General features: G+C 66.9%; 22 protein-coding genes. 14 read left to right on the top strand and 8 right to left on the bottom strand.

Translation table 11 applies throughout. The features are described from left to right. Positions 1-17 precede the first annotated feature (17 nt). Both NE2_RS11945 and NE2_RS11940 read right to left on the bottom strand, forming a co-directional pair. Positions 18-881 carry an ABC transporter permease gene (locus NE2_RS11945; protein ID WP_030514081.1) on the bottom strand — a complete coding sequence of 288 codons (864 nt, stop codon included), beginning with the start codon at positions 879-881 and terminating at the stop codon, positions 18-20. A 4-nt stretch (positions 882-885) separates the two neighbouring features. Next, positions 886-1,704 carry an MlaE family ABC transporter permease gene (locus tag NE2_RS11940; RefSeq protein ID WP_030514080.1) on the bottom strand — a complete coding sequence of 273 codons (819 nt, stop codon included), beginning with the start codon at positions 1,702-1,704 and terminating at the stop codon, positions 886-888. A 541-nt stretch (positions 1,705-2,245) separates the two neighbouring features. On the opposite strand from NE2_RS11940, the gene NE2_RS11935 reads away from it, so the two are divergent. The 8 genes from NE2_RS11935 to NE2_RS11900 all read left to right on the top strand — a co-directional run bounded on the left by NE2_RS11935 (position 2,246) and on the right by NE2_RS11900 (position 11,106). Then, positions 2,246-2,917, top strand: coding sequence for a chymotrypsin family serine protease (locus NE2_RS11935; RefSeq protein WP_030514079.1), 672 nt, complete (start codon positions 2,246-2,248; stop codon positions 2,915-2,917). 172 nt (positions 2,918-3,089) lie between these two features. Continuing rightward, positions 3,090-3,602, top strand: coding sequence for a DUF6764 family protein (locus tag NE2_RS11930; RefSeq protein ID WP_228796284.1), 513 nt, complete (start codon positions 3,090-3,092; stop codon positions 3,600-3,602). Positions 3,603-3,765: 163 nt separating this feature from the next. Next, positions 3,766-4,932: a serine hydrolase domain-containing protein gene (locus NE2_RS11925; protein ID WP_063026054.1), complete on the top strand. Its 1,167-nt coding sequence runs from the start codon at positions 3,766-3,768 to the stop codon at positions 4,930-4,932. A gap of 59 nt (positions 4,933-4,991) precedes the next feature. Next, complete coding sequence (locus NE2_RS11920) at positions 4,992-6,395, top strand: cytochrome P450 (protein ID WP_084493987.1); 1,404 nt, start codon at positions 4,992-4,994, stop codon at positions 6,393-6,395. A gap of 352 nt (positions 6,396-6,747) precedes the next feature. Further along, complete coding sequence (locus NE2_RS11915) at positions 6,748-7,647, top strand: L,D-transpeptidase (protein WP_063026052.1); 900 nt, start codon at positions 6,748-6,750, stop codon at positions 7,645-7,647. Positions 7,648-8,001: 354 nt separating this feature from the next. Then, entirely contained in the window at positions 8,002-8,928 is a 927-nt protein-coding gene (locus NE2_RS11910; protein ID WP_063025989.1) for a carbohydrate ABC transporter permease, read from the top strand. Continuing rightward, on the top strand, positions 8,925-9,767 hold the full coding sequence (locus NE2_RS11905; protein WP_063025988.1) for a carbohydrate ABC transporter permease: 843 nt from the start codon (positions 8,925-8,927) through the stop codon (positions 9,765-9,767). Before NE2_RS11910 ends, NE2_RS11905 begins: the two co-directional genes overlap by 4 nt. A gap of 19 nt (positions 9,768-9,786) precedes the next feature. After that, complete coding sequence (locus NE2_RS11900) at positions 9,787-11,106, top strand: ABC transporter substrate-binding protein (protein ID WP_233429752.1); 1,320 nt, start codon at positions 9,787-9,789, stop codon at positions 11,104-11,106. On the opposite strand, the gene NE2_RS11895 is transcribed toward NE2_RS11900, so the two are convergent. From NE2_RS11895 to NE2_RS11885, 3 genes are read right to left on the bottom strand one after another with little or no spacing between them, the layout of a single operon-like run. Further along, positions 11,107-13,137, bottom strand: a complete 2,031-nt coding sequence (locus NE2_RS11895; protein WP_084493976.1) for a M13 family metallopeptidase — start codon at positions 13,135-13,137, stop codon at positions 11,107-11,109. It abuts the gene before it with no gap. Continuing rightward, positions 13,138-13,527, bottom strand: a complete 390-nt coding sequence (locus tag NE2_RS11890) for a DUF397 domain-containing protein (RefSeq protein ID WP_063025987.1) — start codon at positions 13,525-13,527, stop codon at positions 13,138-13,140. 10 nt (positions 13,528-13,537) lie between these two features. Then, entirely contained in the window at positions 13,538-14,386 is an 849-nt protein-coding gene (locus NE2_RS11885) for a helix-turn-helix domain-containing protein (protein WP_063025986.1), read from the bottom strand. 117 nt (positions 14,387-14,503) lie between these two features. Between NE2_RS11885 and NE2_RS11880 the strand changes: the two genes are divergently transcribed. Next, positions 14,504-15,019, top strand: a complete 516-nt coding sequence (locus NE2_RS11880) for a hypothetical protein (protein ID WP_036507404.1) — start codon at positions 14,504-14,506, stop codon at positions 15,017-15,019. A gap of 9 nt (positions 15,020-15,028) precedes the next feature. Here the strand turns inward: NE2_RS11880 and NE2_RS11875 are convergent, their stop codons facing one another. Both NE2_RS11875 and NE2_RS11870 read right to left on the bottom strand, forming a co-directional pair. After that, the gene (locus NE2_RS11875) at positions 15,029-15,700 is read right to left on the bottom strand and encodes a DUF4190 domain-containing protein (RefSeq protein WP_082940712.1); all 672 of its coding nucleotides are present in this window, start codon (positions 15,698-15,700) and stop codon (positions 15,029-15,031) included. Between the two features lie 51 nt (positions 15,701-15,751). Then, positions 15,752-16,552, bottom strand: a complete 801-nt coding sequence (locus tag NE2_RS11870) for a pirin family protein (protein WP_106958494.1) — start codon at positions 16,550-16,552, stop codon at positions 15,752-15,754. A 95-nt stretch (positions 16,553-16,647) separates the two neighbouring features. On the opposite strand from NE2_RS11870, the gene NE2_RS11865 reads away from it, so the two are divergent. The 3 genes from NE2_RS11865 (at position 16,648) to NE2_RS11855 (ending at position 20,697) form a co-directional block, all read left to right on the top strand. Beyond that, positions 16,648-18,012 carry an MFS transporter gene (locus NE2_RS11865; RefSeq protein ID WP_063025984.1) on the top strand — a complete coding sequence of 455 codons (1,365 nt, stop codon included), beginning with the start codon at positions 16,648-16,650 and terminating at the stop codon, positions 18,010-18,012. 184 nt (positions 18,013-18,196) lie between these two features. Beyond that, the gene (locus tag NE2_RS11860) at positions 18,197-19,801 is read left to right on the top strand and encodes a DUF4185 domain-containing protein (protein WP_063025983.1); all 1,605 of its coding nucleotides are present in this window, start codon (positions 18,197-18,199) and stop codon (positions 19,799-19,801) included. 80 nt (positions 19,802-19,881) lie between these two features. Next, positions 19,882-20,697: a hypothetical protein gene (locus NE2_RS11855; protein WP_063025982.1), complete on the top strand. Its 816-nt coding sequence runs from the start codon at positions 19,882-19,884 to the stop codon at positions 20,695-20,697. 27 nt (positions 20,698-20,724) lie between these two features. Here NE2_RS11855 and NE2_RS11850 read toward each other — a convergent pair whose 3' ends face one another. Next, positions 20,725-22,173, bottom strand: a complete 1,449-nt coding sequence (locus NE2_RS11850; RefSeq protein WP_063026049.1) for a CCA tRNA nucleotidyltransferase — start codon at positions 22,171-22,173, stop codon at positions 20,725-20,727. A gap of 195 nt (positions 22,174-22,368) precedes the next feature. Here NE2_RS11850 and NE2_RS11845 point away from each other — a divergent pair, with 195 nt between their 5' ends. Together NE2_RS11845 and NE2_RS11840 are read left to right on the top strand one after the other, a co-directional pair. Further along, complete coding sequence (locus tag NE2_RS11845; protein WP_064923396.1) at positions 22,369-22,905, top strand: NUDIX hydrolase; 537 nt, start codon at positions 22,369-22,371, stop codon at positions 22,903-22,905. Further along, the gene (locus NE2_RS11840) at positions 22,902-25,463 is read left to right on the top strand and encodes a DUF6049 family protein (RefSeq protein ID WP_063025981.1); all 2,562 of its coding nucleotides are present in this window, start codon (positions 22,902-22,904) and stop codon (positions 25,461-25,463) included. Before NE2_RS11845 ends, NE2_RS11840 begins: the two co-directional genes overlap by 4 nt. The last annotated feature ends 385 nt before the right edge of the window (positions 25,464-25,848 follow it).

The following is a 25,848-nucleotide window of genomic DNA, read 5'->3' as shown; positions in this document are numbered from 1 at the left end:
GTGATTCACCGGTCCTCCTATCCCGAGATCCTGATGCCCGGGTTCACGCCCCAGATGGCCAGCGTCATGAACAGGTCGGCGAAGACGACCGCGATGATGCAGAGCTTGATCGCACGGCCCGCGGCCACACCGACGCCCTCGGGACCACCCGAGGCGAAGAAGCCGTAGTAGCACTGGATGAAGGTCGTGATCGCCACGAAGAGAATGGCTTTCAGCAACGACCACAGCACGTCGTGCGGTACCAGGAATTGATAGAAGTAGTGCTGGAAGGTGCCCGAGGCCGTGCCGCCGATGAACCCGACCGTGATGGAACACGACAGGTAGGCGACCGGCAGCGCCAGGCAGTACAGCGGCACGATCGCGATCATCGCCGCGATCATCCGGGTGCTGACCAGATAGGGCAGCGGCCGGATCGCCTGCGACTCCAGCGCGTCGATCTCCTCGGCGATGCGCATCGAACCCAGCTGGGCGGTGAAGCGGCAGCCCGCCTGTGCGGCGAATGCGAGGGTGGCGAGCATGGGCCCGAGTTCACGCGTGGTCGCGAAGGCGGAAATCGCACCGGTCAGCGGGCTCAAGCCGAGCAGATTCAGCGAGGTGTAGCCCTGGATGGCGACGGTCATACCGCCGAAGGCACTGAGGATCAGAACCACGCCGATGGTGCCACCACCGACGATCAGGCTGCCGTTACCCCAGGTGACGTCCGAGAGCAGCCGCCAGACTTCCTTCGGATAGTGCTTGAGCGCCAACGGCATCGAGCCGATCGAGCGCAGGAAGAAGAAGACCTGGTGACCGACCCGCGCGAGCCAGTCCCGCGGGGCGCCGGCGGAGCTGCGGATCCGCTGCAGAGGCCGCAGTAGCGGCGGAACATAAGTTGACGACACCGGCTCAAACCATCTGTGGGGGGAACAGGGCGTTGTAGATCTGCGTGATGATCAGATTCGTGCCGAACAGCATCAGCGCGGACAGCACCACGGCGGTGTTGACCGAGTTCGCGACACCGCCCGGGCCGCCGCGAGTGTTCAAGCCCGAATCACACGCGATGATCGCGGCCAGCAGGCCGAAGATCAGCGATTTGATCAACGCCACCAGCAAATCGCTGGTCACCGCGAACGACGCGAATGTGCCGATATAGGAGCCGGGGGTGCCGTTCTGGGCGAAGATGTTGAAGATGTAGCCGGTCAGGAAGCCGACGAAGATCACGAAGCCACACAGCAGCACCGACACCAGCATGGCGGCGCCGAGCCGGGGGGCCACCAGCCGGCGCATCGGGTCGACACCCATGACCTTCATGGCGTCGATCTCCTCGCGGATGGTGCGAGAGCCGAGGTCGGCGCAGATGGCCGAGCCGACGGCGCCGGCGATCATCAGCGAGGTGACCAGCGGCGCACCCTGCTGAATGATGCCCAGCCCGTTGGCCGCGCCGATGAAGGAGGTGGCGCCGACCTGCTGCGCGACCGAACCGACCTGAATGGAGACGATGACGCCGATCGGAATTGCGACCAGCAAGGTGGGGGCCGCTGCGACGCTGGCCATGAATGCGCACTGCCGCACGAATTCACCGAACGGGAAGCGACGACGGAAGATGGCGACGAACAGTTCCGCGACCGCCGAGAAGCCCATCGTGATCTGTCGGCCGAAGGTCTCGAGAGACCGCTTGGGATGATCCTGCCAGTACGCCTTCGTCCAGTCCGCCGCGGCACTCATTCTCGATGGTGAACTAATTGCCCCCGACCCGTCCGGACCGTTGGTGACTTGCACTGGCTACCCCTCTCGACGCCGGTTACCCGCCCCGACGACTGTTTCGCTTGAGGCACCTTACTACGGAGTTAGGAAAAACACACCACAAAGTGTGGCTGTGGTCATAGACCCAGATCACGTTGGTTCCGGGCCTGTGATCGGGCGCACCCGACTGGTATCGATCACAAAGAACACGACCATTTCCTAGAACACGTTCTAGTTTACTGATCGAATGTCCAACTCGAGATCCGATACCTGTTTTATCGGATTAAAATTCTCGTTATTAAGATTTGCCCCGAATACTGACGAAAGCCTATAGCGAGTACCCGCGAAACAGCGGTCGTCGTGTGCAGGTGTCGCATCTCGTCGGCCTCGTACGTGTCGTCGCGCGGCCACGGCATCGATCCAGCAAACTGCATGCGCATACCGGGCGCGTTCGGGCCCGACAACTGCAAGGATGTAGTACGACAAGGCTGATATCGTGCGGACTTCCGACGTCTGGAGGGAAATGTTCAACAAACTCGTCAGGGCGGCTCATGCCGCCTTCGCCGTAGCTCTGGGCGCGGCGCTGCTCGGGACGGGCGCGGGGGTCGCGCAAGCCGGTCCCGGATCGCCGGTGATCGGCGGCGGCTCCGGCATCATCATCGACAACCAGTTCGAGTGCACCGTCACGACCATCGGGCACGACGCCGGTGGCCGCCTGGTCGGCCTGACCGCCGGTCACTGCGGCGAGGCGGGTTCCGAGGTGTGGTCCGAACAGGACCGCGGCGCGGGCGTGATCGGACATTTCGTCTATTCCAACCACGACCTGGACTATGCGGTCATCCAGTTCGATCCGGGTCACGTCACTCCGGTCAATCGCATCGGCAATGTGACGATCACCGGGATCGGGGCACCGGCCCAGTTCCCCAGCATCATCTGCAAGGAAGGCCGGACCACCGGTAACACGTGTGGCCTGGCCTTCGGCGACGTCTTCCAGACCGACGAGACGTGGGCCGAGATGTGTGTCGTCGAGGGCGACTCCGGCGCCCCCGTCGTCATCGGCACCACCCTGGTCGGCATGGTGAACGCCTATCTGGCGGTGGCCTGCTTCGGGCCCGAGGTCGGCACCAACATGTCGGCGATCGTCAACGACATGAATGCGCACGGTGGCGCCGGGGCGGGCTTCGCGCCGATCTGATCGGCGGCACGACGACCCTTGTAACGGGCGGCGATTCGGGTATCACACCGGAGTCGCCGCCCGTTTTCCGTGCCCGGGGCGGGGCCGGCCGCGCGGCGCGGATCGGGTCGGCCGCCGCAGGGTGCGGTTATGGTGAGGGCTGCCGGCCCGAAAGGAGCACTCCGTGAAGGTGATGAGCGCGATTACAGGTGGGGCCGTCGCGGCCGGGGCCGCGGTGTGCTGGGCCACCGGCACCGCCTCGGCAACCGCCGTGCACTGCGATGCCGACCGCAACCGCGATATGACGATCGTCGCCGGTCCCACGGCATGCCGGGCGATGGGCGACGATTCCGGGCACGCTCGGTCGGCGGGAATCGATGGCGTCGGCTATGCCAAGGCAACCGCGGGTGCGATCGCCCTCGGCGTGGGCGCCGGCGGCGGAATCGGGGCCAGTGAGGGCGCTGCCGGACTGCCGGTCGCTGTCGGTATGGGTCCCGACGCCTTCGCCTTCACCTCCCTCGCCGCGGAGGATGTACCCGGCCGGATCGGACTCTCCTTCGCGATGAACGGCTCACAGGCGCAGGTGGTCTCGGGTGAGCGCAGCACGGTCTGTCTCGGCTCGGCGGCGCTGGCATGGGATTCCCGAACGGGCGCGCTCTGTCTCGCGACGCCGATCGGAATGTGGCAGGTCCCGGCCGCACATTGAGCACGATTCCCGGGCTGTCCTACGCTGGCGGGTAGGGGTAACGACGCCGCGGCATGCGGCGGCAGGAGGTCGGCACACGGTGGATCCGGCACGATCGGAGCAGGCAGCCGAGGTAGAAGCGGCGCGGGTGGCACAGGCCGCCGAGACCGACGACGCACCGCAGATGGTCATCGACCCGCGATTCGTGCCGGTCGTGCACCATTTCTTCCGGCTGTTCCCGCGACCCAACCGGGGCGGGGGCGCCTTCGCGATCTTTCTGCACGGGCAGCCCGTCGTCGATGTGTGGGCCGGATGGTCGGCGCCGGATCAGCGCTGGCAGTCCGACACGGTGGCGTTGAGCTTCTCCACCGGCAAGGGTGTGGTAACCACGGTGCTGCATCGGATCGCCGAACGCGGACTGGTCGATTACGACGCCCCGGTGGCCGAATACTGGCCGGAGTTCGCCGCGAACGGCAAACAGGACATCACCGTGCGCGAGGTGCTCACCCATCGCGCGGGACTGCACAAGGTGCGCGGCCTGGCCGCCGACGCCGACGGCATTCTCGACTACGACGCGATGATCGCGGCGCTGGCGGCCGCCGAACCGGATCCGCGCCGGTTGCAAGGGTCGGGATATCACGCGGTCACCTTCGGCTGGCTGGTCGCCGAAATCGTGCAGCGCGCGACCGGCGAGCCGTTCACCGAGGTGTTGCGGCACGAGATCGCCGAACCACTGCAGACCGAGGAGTTCTGGTACCGGGTACCCGAATCCGAGCGGCACCGCATCGCCCGCACCTTCCCCCGGTTGCGGATCCCCGGTCTGCGCTGGGATACCGCCTCGAAGGTCATCGCCCGCAGCCGCACGGTCGGTGCGATCGCCGAGGCCGGGATGCCGGCCGGCTTCGATGTGCTGGTCGGCGATCCGCGCGTCCACGACGCGGTGATGCCCGGCTTCAACGGGGTGTTCTCCGCTCGCGCCCTGGCCCGGATGTACGGCGCCCTCGCGAATGAAGGGCGGGTGCTGCTGCCGGACGGGACCTGGAGCGAACCGCTGCTGCGCCCGGAAACCATCGAGTACGTCAACCATGTGCAACGCAGCGAACATCGCGACTACGTGATCGGCGTACCCGTACCGTTCACGCTGGGATACCACCGGCCGCCGATCGCTTCCCGGCGTCCGCTGCGCCGGGCGTTCGGCCACTACGGCGTGGGTGGTTCCGGTGCGTTCGCCGATCCGGAATCGGGCATGTCGGTCGCCTTCGTCACCAATCGGCTGGGCAATTCGCTGAATACGATCGGAGACGGGCGCCTGGCCCGATTGGCCGCGGAGGCCCGCGCGGCACTCGGCTGACGGCGCGCGGGACGGCGTACCGCTTCGAACCCGGGACCGGGCTGTCTCGTGTGCTGGGTATGCGCGCAGCAACAGCAGGCCGGGACCGCACACCGCAGATTTCCGGCGAACGGGCCGCGCCCCGGCAGCCGCGGTGGGTCGCGGCGCACGCGCTGGCGGCCGGAATCGATTTCGATCGGTACTTCCGGCTGCGTCGCGCGCGCGACGGCGACCCGTTTCTGGTCCGCTTCCCGGGATTCGGCGCGGTATTGTTCACAGGAACACCCGGTGGCACAAAGGAATTACTCCGGTCGCCGATCGGAATTCTGCATCCGCCGCAACCGAATCCCATTGAACCGCTTATCGGTTCGGCCTCATTGATACTCGCTCGTGATCAGCGCCATCGCAACGACCGCACTTTGCTGGCGCCCGCATTTCATCGCGCCCGAATTGCGCAGTACGGCACGGTAATTCGGGACAGCACTCGCGACGAGCTCGCCGGCACCGGCACCGGTCCGGCGTGGCTGCCGGGGACGGTGATCGATGCGCGGTTGGCGGCGCGAGCGCTGACGCTGCGGGTGATCCTCACGCTGATCTTCGGCGCCGACGACCCGCTCCGGCGTGACACCTACACCGCGGCGGTCGGAGAATTCCTCACCGCCTTCACCGGACCGCTGATGCTCGTTCCCGCCTTGCGGCGCAGCGCATTCGGCATGTCGCCGTGGGACAGATTCGCCCGGGCGCGCACCCGGCTGGACGAGTTGCTCGACGCCGACATCGGCGCGCGGCGGGCTACCGGTACGCCCGATGACGGCGCGCTGGGCGTGCTGTCGAGCGCCCGCTACGAGGACGGCAGCGGGGTGAGCGACGCCGATCTGCGCGAACAACTGCGCACCCTGTTGGTGGCCGGTCACGAAACCACTGCCACGAGTCTGGTGTGGGCGCTGTTCCGGCTGCACCGCGACCGCGGCGTGCTGGCCCGGCTGCGCGCCGAACTGAGTGCCGTTGGGCCCGACGCAGATCCCGAGGATCTGGCCGGTCTGCCGTATCTGAATGCCGTATGTCAGGAGACGCTGCGATTGCATCCGCCGGTGCCGATCGTGCTGCGGCGGTTGACCGGACCGCACACGGTGTGCGGAGTGGAATTGGCCGAAGGGGACACGATGGGGGTCGTGATTCCGCTCGTGCACTCGGATCCCGGTACGTGGGACGAGCCCGAGCGGTTCCGGCCGGAGCGGTTCCTGGATCGCCGGTACGGGCCGTTCGAATACCTGCCCTACGGCGGCGGGCATCGCCGCTGTCTCGGCGCCACCCTGGCCGACTACGAGCTGCGGATCGCGCTCGCCACCATCGTTTCCCGAGTCGAGTTGTCGCTGCTCCCGCGCTATCGTCATGGCCGAATTCCGCGCTCGGTGCCGCGCAACATCGCGACCGGTCCACACCGCGGAATCCGCTTCACTGTGGAGGGAATCCGCCACCCGTGAAGTGATTTGTCTCACAATGAGGTTTGCTGGGTATCGATCCGACTGTCGTCCGCCCGCCCCGACCTCGAATCCGACTCGCCGATGCGAACGGGACTTTCACCCTGTCACCACTACGCCGGCGACCCCTGGTGACGCATCACACACGCGCGATGCGGACTTCATAACTGCCGGAACACAATTGGCCGATGTCGGCGAGAGATGTAGTAATGGATGCCGGGCCGGGGCCTGATAGACCATTCGCGCACCCGCGCGCGAATATTCCTGTGCGCCGTGGCGCGCGATCTAGGTGGGAGAGGACGAAACGGCTGTGCGCACCACAACCTGTCGGAAGCCCGTTCGGGACGAGACCAGCCTGCCCAAGCGGACCGGCCTGCTAGCCCTCGCGGCGACCTCCCTGGCGGTGACCGCCGCCGGTGCCATCGCGATGGCCCCCGCCTCGGCAGCGCCGCTGTGGCCCGGCGGACCCGACGTTCCCGGCGCTCCCGCTGTCGTGCAGGCGCCGCAGCCCGAGCCCGGTGCCGCGCCGGTGAAGAACCCGCCGCCGCTGCCGCAGGCGAATTTCGCCGCGCCGAGCATCAGCCCCGGCGACGGCGACGTGGTCGGCGTCGCGCAGCCCATCATCATCAACTTCAAGGATCCGGTCGGCGACCACGCCGCGGCTGAGAAGGCCATCCGGATCACCTCCAGCAATGCCACGCACGGCCACTTCTACTGGCGCGGTGACAAGCAGGTGCGGTGGCGGCCGGAGGAGTTCTGGCCCGCCAACTCCGACATCACCGTCGAGGCCGGCGGCACCAAGGTCGCCTACAAGGTGGGCGATGCGGTCGTCGCCACGGCCGACGACGCGACCCACATGATCACCGTCACCCGCAACGGCGAGGTCATCAAGACCATGCCGACCTCGATGGGCAAGAAGGACCACGAAACCCCCAACGGCACCTACTACGTCGGGGAGAAGAACCGGAAGATGATCATGGACTCCTCGACCTACGGGGTTCCGATCACCGATCCGCAGGGCTACAAGCTCGAGGTCGAGTACGCGACCCGGCTGTCCAACAGCGGCATCTTCGTGCACGCCGCCCCGTGGTCGCTCGCCCAGCAGGGTGTGTCCGACTCCAGCCACGGCTGCCTGAACGTCAGCACCGAGGACGCCCAGTGGTTCTTCGAGAACGCGCAGAAGGGTGACCCCGTGGTGGTGACGAACTCGACCGGAAACTTCAGCGCAGGCGACGGTATGGGCGACTGGAGCTGAGGTACCCCCGCCTCTCCCGGTCTTTTGCGTGTCGTGAGTGCCGCGAAATTCTGTCGTCGGGGTGGCGGACAGTAGTCGGGTCGGATTGTGGGCGTGCCCGGTGAGTTACCCATGTTCCCGCGAAACCAGTTGTCGCGGTGACAGTTCGTGGTGGCTCGCCGGGCTTCGCTGTTCGCGGTAATGGGTAGGCCGCCGGCTTTCACCGAACCACCGGCTGTAGCGGGGGCGTGGTTCTAGGATTCGGCCATGGCCGGGGTGTCCGAGAGCGAGGTACGTTCGGGCTTCGGGCGAGTGTTCAGGAGTTCGGCACAGAGCGTTTTCCGGGTATTGGCTCACGGCGGAAATACTGCGAACGTGCGTCGACGGCCCGAACGGGTATTACCCTCGAACCGCGCGCGCGGGCTGCGGCACCGACCGTGGGGCGACTACGGGCTGTTCCTGGTGCTGGTGGTGCCGAATCTGGTGCTGCTCGGGCTGTTCGTCTACCGCCCGCTGGTCGACAACATCCGGCTGTCGTTCACCGACTGGAATCTCGCCGAACCGTTCGCGCACTTCATCGGAGTCCGCAACTACCGCGAGTGGTGGACGCGGGCGGACACCTGGCAGATCGTCGGCAATACCGTGATCTTCACCGCCTTCGCGGTCGGCGGCAGTATGGTGCTGGGCCTCGCGCTGGCGCTGCTGCTGGATCGGAAACTGTTCGGCCGCAATGTGGTTCGCTCGGTGATCTTCGCGCCGTTCGTAATCTCCGGCGCGGCGGTCGGGGTGGCGTTCCAGTTCATCTTCGATCCCGGCTTCGGCCTGGTGCAGGATCTGCTGCATCGCGTCGGCTTCACGAATGTGCCGGATTTCTATCAAGATCCGCACTGGGCGCTGTTCATGGTGACGGTGACCTACATCTGGAAGAACTTGGGCTACACCTTCGTCATCTATCTCGCCGCATTGCAGGGTGTGCGGCGAGAACTGCTGGAGGCGGCCGCGATCGACGGGGCCGGACGCTGGACCACCTTCACCCGGGTATTGCTGCCGCAGCTGCGGCCGACGACGTATTTTCTGTCGATCACGGTCATGCTGAATTCGCTGCAGGTCTTCGACATCATCAACGTGATGACGCGCGGCGGACCACTGGGCACCGGTACGACCACCATGGTCTATCAGGTCTACCAGGAGAGCTTCCGCAATTTCCGCGCCGGATACGGTGCCACGGTCGCGACGATCATGTTCGTCGTGCTGCTGGTCATCACGCTGATCCAGGTTCGAGTGATGGATCGAGACGAATGACGAGCACTCGGAAACGCCTGGCGGCGACGATTTTCGGCTACGCGGCGATGGTGTGCGTGCTGATCGTCGTCGGGGTGCCGCTGTTCTGGATTCTGATCACCTCGTTCAAGGCGCGGCCCGATATCTACACCCAGCCGGCGGTGTGGTGGCCGCGCAGTTGGCATCCGGAGAACTATCGCGAGGCCACGACCACGCTGCCGTTCTGGACCTTCCTGCGCAATTCACTGATCGTCACCGCCGTGGTCTCCGCGGTCAAATTCGCGCTGGGCGTCTTCAGCGCCTACGGACTCGTCTTCCTGCGCTTTCCGGGTAAGACGCTGATCTTCCTCGCCGTCATCGCCGCGCTGATGGTGCCCAACCAGATCACCGTGATCTCCAACTACGCCTTGATTGCCCAGGTGGGGTGGCGCAACACGCTGCTGGGCATCATCGTCCCGCTGTGCGGCGTGGCATTCGGCACCTTCCTGATGCGCAATCATTTTCTCTCCCTGCCGGTTTCGGTGATCGAGGCGGCACGCATCGACGGCGCGAACTGGTGGCAGCTGCTGGTCCGGGTGGTGCTGCCGATGTCCGGCCCGACGATGGTGGCGTTCGCGGTTGTCACGCTCGTCAACGAGTGGAACGAATACCTGTGGCCGTTCCTGATGGCCGACGATGCGGGCGTCGCGACCCTGCCCGTCGGATTGACGCTGCTACAGAACACCGAAAACCCGAGCGTCACCAACTGGGGGCCCGTGATGGCCGGAACCCTGCTGACCATGCTGCCGATTCTGGTGGTGTTCGTGCTGCTGCAGCGGCACATGATCAAGGGCCTCACCACCGGTGCCGTCAAAGGCTGATTCGCTCGAGGAGAGTGCCGTGACCCTACCGCGCACACTGACCCGCCGCGGATTTCTCACCGCCGCCTCGGCGGCCACCGGTGTGGCCCTGTCGGCGTGTGCGGGGATGGGCGGCAGCACCGGAGCCGGCGGCGACCCGAACACGATCATCTTCTGGTCGAACCATCCGGGCACCTCGAAGAATCAGGAAACCGAGTTGATCAACCGGTTCCACGCACAGCACCCCGAGCTGACGGTGAAGCTGGTGGACGCCGGGCGCAACTACGAAGAGGTCGCGCAGAAGTTCAATGCCGCGCTGACCGGCGGCGCGCTGCCGGATGTCGTGGTGCTCTCGGACGTCTGGTGGTTCAACTACGCACTGAACAAGGCCATCGAACCGCTCGACGAACACATCGCCGCCGCCGCGGTGCCGGTGGCGGACTACGTCGACAGCTTCGTGGACGACTACCGGTTCGACGACAAACTCTGGGCGCTGCCGTATGCGCGTTCGACGCAGATCTTCTGCTACAACCGCGGCCTGTGGGCCCGCGCCGGACTGCCCGACCGTGGCCCGCAGAGCTGGCAGGAATTCGACGAATGGGGCCCCGAACTGCAACGCGCCATCGGCGCGGGGAAGTGGGCGCACGGCTGGGGTGATGCCAAGAACTACCTGGCCTGGACGTTTCAGGGGCCGAACTGGACCTTCGGTGGCGCCTACTCGGATCGGTGGACACTGAAGTTCTCCGATCCCCGCACGGCCGAGGCCGGAAACTTCCTGCGCGACATGATCAATCGCAAACGCTACGCCGCCATCCGCCCCCAGCTGGCCGTGGATTTCGGCACCGGAGTGGTGGGGTCGGCCATCACCTCCACCGGCGACATCAAGGGGATCGTCGCGAATGCGGCGGGCAAGCTCGACTTCGCCACCGCGTTCCTGCCGCATCCGAACGGGCCGGGATGTACCACCGGCGGTGCGGGGCTGGCGATTCCGTCGCGCATCTCCGACCAGCGCAAGGCCAATGCCGTGCGTTTCGTCGAGTTCATCACGAATCCGGTGAACACCGCCTACTTTTCGCAGGCCACCGGCTACATCCCGGTGCGCAAGTCGGCGGTCCGCGATCCGTCGGAACAGCAATTCCTCGCCGCCAACCGCAATTTCGCGACCGCCGTCGACCAGCTGCCGCTGACCCGTTCACAGGACTACGCCCGGGTATTCCTGCCCGGTGCCGATCAGATCATCGGCACCGGGCTGGAACAGATCGGACTGCAGAACCGGGATGTGAAGTCGGCCTTCGCCGATATCACCGATCGCCTGCAGACCATCTACGACCGGCAGATCGAACCGAAGCTGCCGCGCTAGCTACCAGATCCGCACGCGCTCGGTGGGTTCCAGATACAACGCGTCACCCGGTTCGACACCGAACGCCTCGTGGAAACCGTCCAGATTGCGGACCACACCGTTGCACCGGAACTCCGGCGGAGAATGCGGGTCGACCGCCAGCCGGCGCAGCGCCTCCTCGTCGCGCGCCTTGGTCCGCCACACCTGGGCCCAGCCGAAGAACACCCGCTGCAGGCCCGTCAGACCGTCGATCACCGGCGGCTCGGCGCCGTCGAGTGCGATCTTGTACGCCTCCAGCGCGATCGAGAGCCCACCCAGGTCTCCGATGTTTTCGCCGATGGTGAATTCACCGTTGACGGTGTGGCCAGGCAGGGCCTTCGGTTCGAACTGGTTGTATTGATCGATCAACGCCTTCGTGCGCTTACCGAATTCGGACCGATCGGTTTCGGTCCACCAATCGACCATATTGCCGTCGCCGTCGTATTTACTGCCCTGATCGTCGAAGCCGTGGCCGATCTCGTGCCCGATCACGGCACCGATGCCGCCGTAGTTGGCGGCGTCGTCGGCGTTCATGTCGAAGAACGGCGGTTGCAGAATCGCCGCGGGGAACACGATCTCGTTCATGCCCGGGTTGTAGTAGGCGTTCACCGTCTGCGGCGTCATGAACCACTCGCCACGATCGACCGGACCGCCGAGCTTGTTCAGATCGCGGTCGTGGTCGGCGGCATAGCCGCTGCGGTAGTTCCCCACCGGATCGGCGGGGTCGACACGGACCGCGGAATAGTCGCGCCAGGTGTCGGGGTAGCCGATCTTGGGGGTGAAGCGCTCCAGTTTGGCCAATGCGGCCGCGCGGGTCTGGGGGCTCATCCACTCCAGTTCACTGATGTTGCGGCGGTAGGCCTCGATCAGATTCGCCACCAGCTCCTGCATGCGCTGTTTGGCCTCGGGCGGGAAATGTTCGGCGACATAGATTTTCGCCACCGCTTCGCCGAGCAGATCCTGCACCAGCGATACGCCGCGCTTCCAGCGCTCGCGATTCTCCTGGGCGCCGGTGAGAGTGCGCCCGTAGAAGTCGAAGCTCTCCTCGACCACGGCGGCGGTCAGGTACGGCGCCCGCGACCGCAGCACCCGCCAGCTCGCCCACGCCTGCCAGTCCTCGAGCGGCTCCGCGGACCACACCTGCGCGAAGGTGCGCGCGTAATCGGGCTGGCGCACAATCACTTCGGCGAACAACTCGGGCCCCGAGGCCGGGACGCCCTCGGCCAGCGCCTCGGTCCACGCGGTCCAGTCGAATTCGGGATTCGCGGCGGCGAGATCGGCGAAAGTGGTGAGGTTGTAACTCAATTCGGCATCGCGGCGGCGCACCACGTCCCAATGTCCCGCGGCCAGTTTGCGTTCCAGTTCGAAGACGCGCTGCGGGTCGTACTCGATCGCGGCCAGCTGGAACATGCGCCGGATGTGCTCGACATATTTGGTGCGGATCTCGGCGTAATCGTCGTTGCGATAATATGATTCGTCCGGCAGCCCGAGCCCGGACTGGGTCAGATTGATCAGATAGCGCTGCGAATTCTTGTCGTCGGTATCGACGTAGGCGCCGACCGCCCCGCCCACACCGGTGCGTTGCAGCCGGCCCAGCAGCGCGGCGAACTCGGCGCGATCACTCACCTCGCGCACCGCCGCCAATTCCGCGGCGATCGGGGTGAGCGCGGCGGCCTCCACCGCCTCCTCGTCCATGAAGCTGTTGTAGAGATCGGCGATCTTGCGCGCCTCTTCCTCGTCCGGCACCGAGGCCGCGGTTCCGGCCGCCAGATCCTGGATGATCTTCTTGACATCCAGTTCGGCCTGGTCGTAGAGGGTACGGAACGCTCCGTCGACCGCGCGATCGGCGGGAATGTCGTACGTGTCCAGCCATTTGCCGTTGACGTGCGCGAACAGGTCGTCCTGCACCCGCACAGCGTCGTCGCGATAGGTCAGATCGATGCCCGAGGGAGTCGTCACGTCGAAAGTCACGACCTCCAGTATGCCGACGACGGCGTCGCGCCGCCGCCGCATTCAGCCCTGCGCAGCGGTCGCCGCGGGGATGCGGTCGAATTCGCCGTCACGGGCGCCGGCCAGGAACGCCTGCCACTCACCGGGGGTGAAGGACAGCTGGGTGGTGCCGTGGACCAGTACCGCGGCACCGTCCGCGGCCGGGCGAACGTGCAGGTCACCCTCGCTGCCACCGTGCACGACCGTGCCGAGGAATGCCATCCAGGCGGGCGCGCCGACGGAGATCACCGGCTCGAGTGCGGGGCTGTTCGCGGGGTCGCGGCGGTATTTGCTGTCGCGGATCAGCACCGCGTCACCGTCGAAACGCACCTCGACACACTGATTGCCGTTGTTGGTACGCGTGGAGGTGAACCAGGACGTGACCTCCGGCCGGTACCTCGCGGGGGTGGGCATGGGCAGGAGTTTACACGGCTGCGTATTTCTCGATCAGCGCCAATGACTCTGTGCGAGTGAGGGATTGATCGAGTGCTCGCACGAATGCGAACGCCAGATCGTGCACCTGGTCGGGATTGTCGACCGGTGCGCCGAAGACGGCGCTCTCGGCCCAGCCGAAGGTCGGCAGGTACTCGGAGGCGAAGTCCAGCAGATGAAAACTCGCCCCGCCGAGGATCGCGCCGTCGGGAGCCGCGAACGGGATGACCCGGATGTCCACGTTCGGCCTGGTGCGCAACAACCCGGCCAGATACTCCAACTGAGCGCACAACACGGCCTGCCCACCGACCTGCTGCAACAGTGTCGCCTCGCCGACCACCGCGGTGAGCGCGACCGGGTCGTGTCCGTGCAACCGCTTGCGGCGCCGCATCCGCATCGCTACCAGCTGTTCGATCTGCGCCGGGCGGATCATCACATCCGCGGTGATCAGCGCCCGCGCATACGCCTCGGTCTGCAGCAGGCCCGGAATCACGAGGCTGTCGTAGCTGCGAATACGGTCCGCACCGTATTCCATCCCGTAGTAGCGCTGTAGTTCCGGCCCGATCAGACCCGATCGCGTCCACCAGCCGCGTTCTCGCCCGGCGGACAGCAAGGCGAGCAGTTCCGCGCGTTCCTGTTCGCCGACCGCGAGCAGATCCAGCACCGGGCCGATGGTGTTGGCGGTCAGCACCCGGCGGCCCTTCTCGACATGCGACCAATTGGCCGGGGTGAAGCCGACCGCGCGGGCGAAGCCGGCCGAGTCGAAGCCACGTTGTTCGCGAAGTTCGCGCAGGCGAAGGACCAATTCCCACCGAGCGACCACTGGCGAGGGAGGGGCCATGCGGGCAGATGCTACGCCGGCCGCCGCGACACGCCCGTGACTATTGTCATTTCAACTGTACGGCGATACGGTCTGCGTATCGGTGGCACTGCACTCGACGACGAGACGAGGTTCGCCATGAGCACGCGCGACCCGATGGCCGGCGCGATCGAACCGAATATCACCACCATCACCACCGCGCCGCGCGCTGTCACCCAGGAAGCGCTGGTCCGCTGTCGTCGCTACCGCAAAGAGAACGGGCTCTACGGGATCGTCGAACCGGTACGAGGTCGCATCCTGTTGGAAATAGGCCCGGTCGGCGCGATCACCGTGCCGGCCGCCCTCGGAGCCCCTATTCGCGAATACCTCACCGTGCGTGGACATCGCGGGCCGATCATCGGACATCCGCGATCGGCGCGATGGACGTTTCTCACCGGACACGTCGACGAATCGGCAACCGACGCCGCGATCGCTTCCGATATGTTCCATCGCTGCGCCGCACTGGTAGCCCCGGGCACCACCATCGTGCTGCCCTCACCCGCCGACGAACGCACCGGATACCGGGTGTGGATCGATTCGCCGCACAGCGACTACCGGCCGGAACTGGCCGAGGTGCTCACCGCAACCCGCCAGTGCCGGCCGGACCCGTACTGACCCGGCCGATCAGGAGGTCGGCCGCGGGCTCAGCGTCACGCTGTACTTGTTCTCCAGCGTCTGATTCCAATCACGTTGGCACTGATCGATCTTCGACTGATCGCCGTTGGCCTTGTTCACGCAGTCGAGGAAATCCTTGCCGCCGTTGTTGACGAAGAAGTTGACCCCGATCGCGGCGATCACGATTCCGGCGATGAGCCCCAGCAGGCCCAGGACCAGGCCGGCCATCGCCATACCGCCGCCGGCCGCGGTGCCGCGCCGAGCCTTGACCGTCGCGATGATGCCGAAGATCAGGGCGACCAGGCCGAACAGGATTCCGCCCACCACTGTCCAGCAGGTCAGCAGCGCGATGATGCCGAGGACCAGCGCCGTGATGGCCAGCCCCTTGCCCTTGGGCTGCTCCCACGTGCCCTGTCCCGGCGGGCCGGGGTAGCCGCCGGCCGGCGGCGGGGGATATCCGCCCGGATACTGTCCCGGCTGCTGGCCGTACTGCCCCGGCTGCTGGCCGTACTGACCGGGTTGTTGTGGGTACTGCCCCGGTTGCTGGGGATATTCGCCGGAGTGGCCGGGATACTCGCCGGAACGACCGGGGTACTCGCCCGAGCGTCCGGGTTGTTCGCCGCCCGACTGCGGATACGGTTCCGGCGGGGGATAGTTCCCGGGCGGTGGATTCTCGGTCATCGCTGTCCTCTCCTCGGACGCACGGGCCCTCGACGGCCGCGTCTGCCGACTCTATTGGCCGCCGAGACGTGCGTGCATTTCCCACACCAGGACTTCCGCCGGAACTTCGGCGACGATGCGCTGCCCGCCACTGCGCGTCATCCGCACCGCGTCGCCCTCGTAGAGGGTTCCGACCCCCTCCATCTCCACCTCGCCGCGGGCGACGAAGACATGCAGGTAGGGTGCCTCGGGCAGAGTGATGCCCTGCCCCTTACCGGTTCCCGCCGCGCCGGGCATGCGCCCAACGTGCAGGGCGGAATGGCTGCTGCTGATCGCGATCGCGGTTCGATCGCGGTAGCGCGGCATCCCCGTGGCGACCGTGATCAGGCCGCCGCGGTCCAGTTCGTCGTCGATTTCCAGTTGCTGATATCCCGGCGTAATTCCCGGCTCGTCCGGTACTACCCACATCTGCACGAAATGAACCGGTTCGGAATGCGGCGACGTGCCGCCCTGTTCGGGTGGGAGCCGCCACGAATCATTCTTTTCCGAATGCAGAATTCCGGTTCCCGCGCTCATTCGCTGCGCCAATCCGGGATAGATGACACCGGCATGTCCCAGCGAATCCTGATGCACCAGAGAACCATTCAGAACCCAGGTGACAATTTCCATATCGCGATGCGGATGAGTTTCGAATCCCTCGCCCGGCAACACGATGTCCTCGTTGTTCACCAGCAGCAGCCCGTGATGGGTGTTCTCCGGATCGTAATGCTCGCCGAACGAGAACGAATGCTTCGAATCCAGCCATGCCACACGGGTTTTCATGCGATCGCCGGCGCGATGAACATCGATGTGTGGTGTCGTGAGTGTGGACAACGGGGGTCCTCCTCTCGAGCTGCTGTCGAGGCCGCCGGGTAGATTCTACCGTGGCTGTGCACCGGCCCCGCACATTGATCCGGAGGTGAACCGAAATGCGACCCGACGCTGCGCGGCGGGCCGCCGTGGCCGCCGCCGTCCGCCGGCCCGGAATGCCGCGGCTGGCGCTGATCCGGTTCTCCGGACAGTTCGGCGACGGAATGTTTCAAGCCGCACTGTCGGGAGCGATTCTGTTCAATCCCGAACGTGCCACCGATCCGCTGGCGATCGCGGGCGGGTTCGCGGTGCTGCTGCTGCCGTATTCGGTGATCGGGCCGTATGCCGGAGCGATGCTGGACCGCTGGGACCGCCGGATGGTGCTGCTGGTCGCCAATGCGCTGCGCGCGGTGTTGATCGTGGTGACCGCCGTCGGACTGTGGGCCGGAATCCGGGATACGCCGCTGTTGCTGCTGGCGCTGGCGGTGGTCGGGATCAGCCGCTTCGTCCTGGCCGGGATCTCGGCGGCGCTGCCACGGGTGCTGGAACAGCGCTGGCTGGTGCCGATGAATTCGGTCCTGGCCACGGTGGCGTCGGGATGCGCCGGAGCGGGAGCCGCGGTCGCGGTGGCGATCATCGGCGCGATGGGAGCGGGCGATGTCGCGAGCGCGGTGGCGGTGGCGGCCAGTGCCTGCGGGTCGGTGATCTCGGTCGTGGCGGCGATCGGTTTCGCGCGACACCGACTCGGACCCGAACATCGCATAGAAACACCCGGGCGCAGTGCGGCCGCCGAATCCGTGCGGGCCGTGCTGACCGGTCTGCGCACCGGTGCCCGGGCGGTCGCCGAATCACGGGATTGCACCACCGCGATGATCGGCGTCGGCACCCACCGCATCGTCTTCGGTGCGAACACCCTGCTCATGGTGCTGGTTTTGCGTCGTCCCAACGAATCCGGGATGTCGGCCGGTTCGGGACTGATCGGCTTCGGGGTCGCGATCACCGCGGTCGCCGCGGGCATGCTGGCCGCCGCGGTACTGACGCCGCTGCTGATTCCGCGGCTCGGGCGCCCGCGCACGGTGGTCGCCGGTCTGTCGGCGGCGCTGCTGGTGCAGGCGACACTGGTCCCGCCGATCACCGTCGCCACCGGTGCGGCCGAACACCGTGCCCATCAACTGTTGCTGGTGGGCGCGTTCCTGCTCGGCCTGGCCGGGCAGATGGTGAAACTGACCGGCGACGCCACCCTGCAGATCGATGTCGACGACGCCCGGCGCGGACAGGTATTCGCCCTGCAGGACACGATTTTCAACATCACGTTCGTGGTCGCCGTCGCGGTGACGGCCCTGATCATTCCCGCCGACGGCCGTTCCCTCGGCGTGGTGGCGGCCGGCGCCGGACTGTATGCGCTGGGTATCGCGGCGATCGCGGTCAACAGTCGCCGGCGTGCGCCACGCGGTTCCGAACGATCGCACACGCATCCCGAGTGATCGGTTAGATTGTTAGCCGCTGTGCTCGGTCCCAGCTGATGCGGTGACTGACAGTGCATGTCACCAGCGGTGCGAGTGGTAGTCGAGGAGTGCGGTGTTCGGGAACAACGCGACGGGGAGAGCGGCTGCCGGTCGACCGGCGGCACCGCGCGGCTCCACCCGCACCGGAAAGCGCTGCGCCTCGGTGATTTTCACGCCCGCGGTCACCGGACTGCTGTTGTTCGGCGCGGTCGCCCCCGTCCCGGCCTCGGCCGAACTCGCGCCGTGGGCGCCACCGCCGAAGAATGCCTGCGGCGAAACGGGATTCGATCCACTGGCCCGCCAGCCCGATCCGAATGCGCCCGCGCCGCCGATCCTTCCGCCGCGAATCGACATTCCGGTGCCGGTGCCGGAGATCGTGCCGGTGCCGGTGCCGGGCCCGCGACCGGACAACACCCGCATCGTGCCGCAGCCTCTGCCCGCGGACCCGTGCCGCAACCCGTGCCCCGATATTCGCGATACACCGAAACCACCGGCCGAGGACCCTGCCGCGCCGGGCGAGCCCGCACCGGACTCCGGTTCGGCATCCGGCTCGAACAACGGCTCGGGCACCGGTTCCGGGTCCGGGTCCGGTACGGGCTCGGGGTCGAATTCCGGTCCGTTCAATCTGCCGAACATCAACATCAATCCGGAACCGGAACCGATTCCGATCCCGATTCCCGGGGGCGAGCCGCCCGCACCGGAGACCCCGCCGCATCCGGTGCACCCGTCGACCGACCCGGGCGCGGTCGTCGAAGCACCCGCACCGCGCACGGTCGAGAACGTGAAGCTGATCAATCAGGTGACCGGCCACGGCTCGGTCAACCGCACGGATATGCGCTGGCAGGTCGACGGGACCGACCTCGGCATCATGTGGGAGACCAAGCCCGGCCAGGTCGCGGTGCTGTTCGGCGACACCTTCGGCAAGGGCTGGGAGTACGGCCAGGCCGGCGGACCGGACTGGCGGTCGAACGTGCTCGGCTTCAGCTCCGAACGCGACCTGTCCAAGGGACTGATCATCGACGACATGGTGCAGGACAGCCGCTGCCACGCCGCCGAACTGCTGAACAGCCGCAAGATCAAGAACTTCGAGACCACCGTGATCCCCACCTCCGGATTCGCGCTCGGCGACCGGCAGTACATGAGCTACATGTCGGTCAATCACTGGAGCAAGATTCCGGGGATGTGGTGGACCAACAACGGTGGTCTGGCCTATTCCGACGACGGCGGCAGCACCTGGGTCAAGGATCAGTACGCCAAGTGGGACAACATGTTCGGCATCGATCGCTTCCAGGTCACGACGATGGTGCCGCACGGCGACTACGTGTACATGTTCGGCACGCCCAACGGCCGCATCGGCATGATCGGCCTGGCGCGGGTGCCGAAGAAAGAGGTACTGAACAAGTCCGCGTATCAGTACTGGGTCGACGGGACCTGGGCGCCGGCGCAGGAGAACCGCGCGACGCCGCTCATACCCGGCATCGCGGGCGAACTGTCGGTGCGCTACGACGAGTCGAGCAAACAGTGGCAGATGGTGTACCTGGACCCGGCTCGGCATGCGATCGTGCTGCGCACCGCGACCGAACCGCAGGGGACCTGGACCGACGGCACGCTGCTGGCCGATACGAACGACTACCCGAAGGCCTACGGCGGATTCATCCACCCCTGGTCGACGGGTAAGGACCTCTACTTCACGATGTCGGCCTGGGACAGCTACAACGTCTACCTGATGCACGCGACGCTGAACGACCCGGAACCCGCCGATCCGTAGGTCCGCGCCGCCGCCCGATCGGGAAATGTCACCCACATCCCCTGGCGTATTCACCGGCGGCCAGTACTCTCGAATCAATCATGGCCACCTATTTCGATCCCAAATCCTGGTCGCCGTTGCGCGCAGTGGACCTCGGCCGGCGGCTGTTCGACCCGGAGTTGCTGGATCAGTGGACGGCTTTCACCACCGCGTGGCTCGACCCGGTGGCGGATCTCGGCGCGGGAACGGTCACCGCGCTCATGCCGGATGTGCTGATGACGCTGCTCAGCGAGGGGATTCTGAGTCGCTTCGGCGGCCGGGAGGTCACCGCGACCCTGCTCGGACACGATCTGACCGCGATCCTGCAAACCCTCAAGGTGCGCCGCCGCGGCGCCCACTTCCAGACCAAAACGGTGCTGACCGAGCTGCGCTGGAACGGGCATCCGATCGAGGAGATGACGGTGATCGCGCACGGGGTGCGGCTGATCCCGGGCGTCCCGACGAAGGTGCGCACCGCGGGACTCGACGTCACCGGCACCGTGACCACCGCGGCCCTGGTCGAGTGGCTCAACGAGAAGCGGCTGGACTGGCGGTTCGAGGTGCATCCGAGCGGACTGATCAGCGCGCGTCATCGCACCCGGAAGTTCCAGGCGCTGGTCGACGCCGCGATCAGTGACAACCTCGTCACGATCGCGGTCCATCAGGCCGCCTGGTCGGGCGTCCGGGTGCCGCGGCGCTGGGTGACGGTGGCGCCCGTCACCCTCTCGGACCTGCCCAACGACGTACGCATCGTGCGGGCCGACCGGCAGGGCGACCGGGTGCATTTCCGTCTCGAACTGCCGCAGATCACCGGCTCGTTCGACCTCGGGCAGATGCGGGCGGCGATCGTCGCCGGCACGACGCTGATCGTGTTCTGAGGCGTTTCGGTCCGCCGATTCCGGACGCTACTGGCCGCCGGCGTTCCACCATTCGCGCAGCGCGGCCTCGGCCTCGTCGCGAGTGAGTGGACCGCGATCCAGCCGCAGTTCCTTCAGGTAGCGCCAGGCACGGCCGACCTGCGGCCCCGGCTCCAGGCCGAGCAGTTCCATGATCGCGTTGCCGTCCAGGTCCGGGCGCACCCGCTGCAGATCCTCCTCCTGCTGCAGGCGCTCGATCCGGGCTTCCAGATCGTCGTAGGTCGAGCGCAGCAGTGCGGCGCGGCGCTTGTTGCGGGTGGTGCAGTCGGCGCGCACCAATTTGTGCAGCCGCGGCAGCAGGTCGTCGGCATCGGTGACGTAGCGGCGCACCGCCGAGTCGGTCCACTGGCCCTTGCCGTAGCCGTGGAACCGCAGGTGCAGATACACCAGCCGCGCCACGTCCTCGGTGAACTGCTTCGGATATTTCAAGGCGCGCATGCGCTTTCGCACCATCTTCGCGCCGACGACCTCGTGGTGGTGGAAGCTGACCCCGCCGCCGGGCTCGTTGCGCTTGGTCGGTGGTTTACCGATGTCGTGCAGCAGCGCGGCCCAGCGCAGCACCAGATCCGGATCGCCCTGCTCCTGGTCGATGGCCTGGCGCAGCACGGTCAGCGAATGCTGGTAGACGTCCTTGTGTTGATGGTGTTCGTCGATCTCCAGTTTCATCGCCGGAACCTCGGGCAGCACGCGTTCGGCCAGCCCGGTCTCGCACATGATGTCGATACCGTCGGTCGGATGTTCACCCGCGATCAGCTTGTCCAGTTCGGTACGGACCCGCTCAGCGGTGATGCGGCGGATCTCGTCGGCCATCAGCGCGATCGCCACTCGCACCCGCGGCGCCACCTCGAAGCCGAGCTGGGAGACGAAGCGGGCCGCGCGCAGCATGCGCAGCGGATCGTCGTGGAACGAATCCTCCGGCGCCGCAGGCGTATCCAGCACTCCGGCCAGGAGCGCTGCCATGCCGTCGAGTGGATCGACGAATTCCAGTTCGCCGACCGCTCCGATACGGACGGCCATCGCATTGACCGTGAAGTCGCGGCGAACCAGATCGCCCTCGAGGTTGTCACCGAAGGTCACCTCCGGATTGCGGGAGACGCGGTCGTAGCTGTCGCTACGGAAGGTGGTGATCTCCAGCTGCCAGCCCGATTTCGACGCGCTCACCGTGCCGAACGCCAAACCGCCGGTGTCCCACAGGTTGTCGGCCCAGCCGCGCACGATCTCCTGCACGACCTCGGGCCGCGCATCGGTGGTGAAGTCCAGGTCGGTGCCGAGCCGGCCCAGCACCGCATCGCGCACGCTACCGCCGACCAGGTACAGCTCGTGGCCGCGCGCGGCGAACAGGCCACCCAGCGGAGTCAGCACATCCGAGAGCCGGCCCAGGGTGATCGCCGCCGCGGCAAGCAATCGCGTCCGGCGATCATGGTCGGGGTCGGACACGGCCCTTCCTTTCACTTGTGTGCCGTCCTCCACTTCTGCGTCAACGGACTTCGGCGAAACCACGGAAACGCAGCTTAGTTGGTACGCACCCGCCGGTACCCGCCCGGACCGGCCGGACGACACCACCGCGGTGCGGCATGACACTCGGCATCGAACACGTTCAGTGCATCGATCCGGCGCGGCTAGACTGACCCGGTGTCTCCGGCCGATCGCGCGAACAGTCGACGCCGCCAGCCCCGGCGCCGCGGTTCGGCCGGTAATGCGGCGAAACCTCGCATGCGCACCGTCCGGGAAACCTCCGCGGGCGGATTGGTCGTCGACGGACTCGACGGGCCCGCCGAACAGCGCTGCGCCGCGCTCATCGGACGCACCGACCGCCGCGGCCGGCTGCTGTGGTCGCTGCCGAAGGGCCATATCGAGGAGGGGGAGACGGCCGAACAGACCGCCGTCCGGGAGGTCGCCGAGGAGACCGGCATCAACGGCCGGGTGGTCGCGGAACTGGGAAGCATCGACTACTGGTTCGTCACCGAAGGCCGTCGGGTACACAAGACCGTGCACCATTACTTGATGCGGTCGTTGGGGGGTGAGCTCTCCGATGCCGACGTCGAGGTCACCAAGGTGGCCTGGGTGCCGTTGAGCGAACTCGATTCCCGGCTCGCCTACGCCGACGAGCGGCGTCTGGCCGAGGTCGCGAATCGGCTGATAGATCGGATGGAGAGCGGCAGACAATGACGCGTGCGAGTCGCAGTCGGCACCGCTGGGTGCTACTGCTCGTCTCGCTGGCGCTCGCCGTATTGAGCGTGCCGTCGGCCGGGTCGAGCCATGCGCAGCCCTCCGGGTCGGGAGGTTCGACCGCCGCGCCGAAATTCCTCAAGCTCACGCTCGATTCGGTGTCGCCGAGCACGATCACCACCACCAGCGATTCCGTCCTCGCGCTGACCGGCACGGTGACCAACATCGGCGATCGCGTGGTGGACGACGTCAGCGTGCGGGTGCAGCGCGGGACGGCCATCGCCGAACCCAGCGAATTGCGATCCACGCTGCGTCAGGATCAATCGAATTTTCCGGTCAGCGCGCAGTTCCAGGACGTCGCCGACCAGTTGGGGCCCGGGCAGCGCAAACAGTTCACGCTGCGGATCGGGGTGCGCGAGGGCATGTTCAACGCGGCCGCCAATCCGCCGGTCACCGACTCGCTCGGGATCACCGAACCGGGCGTGTATCCGCTGCTGCTGAATGTGAACGGCGAACCGGCCTACGGCAATCAGGCACATCTCGACGATGCGCGGTTCCTGCTGCCGGTGCTCGGCCTGCCGGCCCTGCCGAACGGCTCCGATGCCGCCGCGGAGGGCGCACAGCCGGTTCCGGCCGCGCCGCAGCCGCCGGTGGCCACCACCATGCTGTGGCCCCTGGCCGACCGGCCCCGCATGGTCGCGGGCATTCCCGGGTCGGTGGACGGCAGGGCGCTGCTCACCGACGACGAACTGGCCGGCGAACTCGCCGCGGGTGGCCGCTTGGATCAACTGCTCTCGGCGCTGGAGTCGGCCCTGCGGCCCGACCCGTCGCACGATTCCGGCCGCTCGGGCGCCGGGCTGGCCGGATCGCTGTGCCTGGCCGTGGACCCGGATCTGCTGCTCACCGTGTCGAGGATGACCGAGGGATACCGGGTGCTGGCCTCGCCGTCGGATCCGGACGGGCCGACGCGCGACGGAACCGGACCGCAGGCCGCGCGGACCTGGCTCGACCGGCTGCGTGCGCTGGCGCCGACGATGTGCACGGTGGCGCTGCCGTTCGCGCAGGTCGACCCGACCGCGTTGGCCGGCGTACACGATGCCGATCTGGTCGCCCGCGCGATCACCGCACCCGCGGATATCGTCGATTCGCTGCTGTCGGTCAAATCCGTGCGCGGGGTGAGCCTGCCCGCCTCCGGAGCCATCGGAGCCGATGCCGCGGCCATGCTGACCGAGCGCGGTTTCACCACCGCCGTCCTCTCCGGTAACGCCGTGGCCGAGGGCGGTTCCGTCAGCGCCGCAACGGGTTCCGGGCGCGGCGAGGCGACGGTGCGCAGTACCGCCTCCGTCGCCGCGGATATCGCACCGGTGGTGCCGGAGATGGTTCGCCTGCCGGCCGCCGCGCCGGCGAAGCCCGAACTCACGCCGCCGGCGCCCGATTCCGGGCTGAAGGTCGCCACCTTCGACATGTGGTCGGCGACCGCGCTGGCCGCGGTCGGATCGAATCCGCCGACTCCGGCGTTCACTCCCGACCGGGTCCGTTACGCGGTTACCAACGACTCCCGCACCGCTCGACTGCAGGACGCACTGGGCGCGCTGACCTGGCCGGTGCTGAATACGACCGAGACCCGCCCCCGGGCGACCCTGCTGATGCCGCCGCAACAGTGGGGCGCCGACCGCGACGAGGCCGGAGCGTTGCTCTCGCATCTGGAGCTGATGTTCCGCAGCGGTTTGGCCACGCCGCGTTCGTTCGCCGATCTGCTGGCCCAGCCGGTCGATCCGCGCCCGTACGACCTGGACTACTCCGGTGATGCGGTGGCGCAGGCGGTGCCGGACCAATTCGTCGCGCCGGTCGGGCAGCAGGAGCATCGGATCGACGATCTGATGAGCGCCCTGGTGGAGATCCCTCAGCAGGAGCCGACGCCGCGGACGTTCCTCACGCCGCTGCGCGACGATCTGATCCGGGTGCTGACGCTCTCGGATCGCACCGGCACCGATTCGCAAGCCGATACCGTCGCGCAACGACGACTCGAACAGACCACCCGGACCATGGACGGTTTGTTCTCCTCGGTGAGTGTGCTGCCGCCGGGCGGGGTCTACACGCTGGCCTCGGAGCAGAGCCCGTTGCTGCTGGTCGCGCGCAACGACCTGCCGGTCGCGATCCGGATCCGCTTCAAGATCGGGGTGCCCGCCGAGACGAATATCACCGATATCGGTGAGCAGCAGCTTCCGGCGGAGGGTACTCGATCGTTCCAGATTCCGACCAAGGTGAGCGACAGCCGTAACCTGGTGATTCCGATATCCCTTACCACACCGGCCGGAGTGCCTCTCGGCAATGCCACCTCGGTTTCGGTACGTTCGAACGCTTACGGTCAAGCGTTGGCGATAATTACCGCATGTGCCGGTGCACTGCTGCTCCTGCTCGCCGGTCGCCGCTTGTGGCGCCGCTTCCGAGGACAGCCGGATCCGGCCGACAAGGGTTTGGACCCCGGAAAACGACGCAGGCTGAACCGATACCTGCGCGCCCGCAAACGAGTACTGCAGGAAGAGGAGGCACAGTGAGCAACAATCGCGCAGCGGCTTACTGTGCCGACCGGGTGCGGGTGTCCCGCAGGTCACGCGGCACAGTGAGCGACCATCGCGCAGCGGCTCGTTGTGCCGACCGGGTAGTTCACGGGCCGGCCCGAATGCCGAGCAGACCGGAGGTCCGGTGACCGAGTACGACGGCCCCGTCGTGCCCGATCAGGCCGACGACGAGCAGTTCCCGCGACGCGCACCCGCCGCGCCGTGGGAGCGTGGACCGCGTCGGCTGAGTCCCGATCCCTCGATGCCGCCCTCGGGCGCCAACGGTGTCGTGCCCAACGGCGCGCCGCCGCATCGCTTGCCGAACGAGGCCCGCCCCGATCCGGCCGATCCGCGGCGGCCGCTCAGCGGCCCGATTCCACAG

This window comes from Nocardia elegans NBRC 108235, from assembly GCF_001612845.1.
In the GTDB taxonomy this organism is placed as follows: Bacteria; Actinomycetota; Actinomycetes; order Mycobacteriales; family Mycobacteriaceae; genus Nocardia; species Nocardia nova.
The sequence above is the reverse complement of the archived record's forward strand: the minus strand, read 5'-3'. Positions and strand labels throughout refer to the sequence as shown.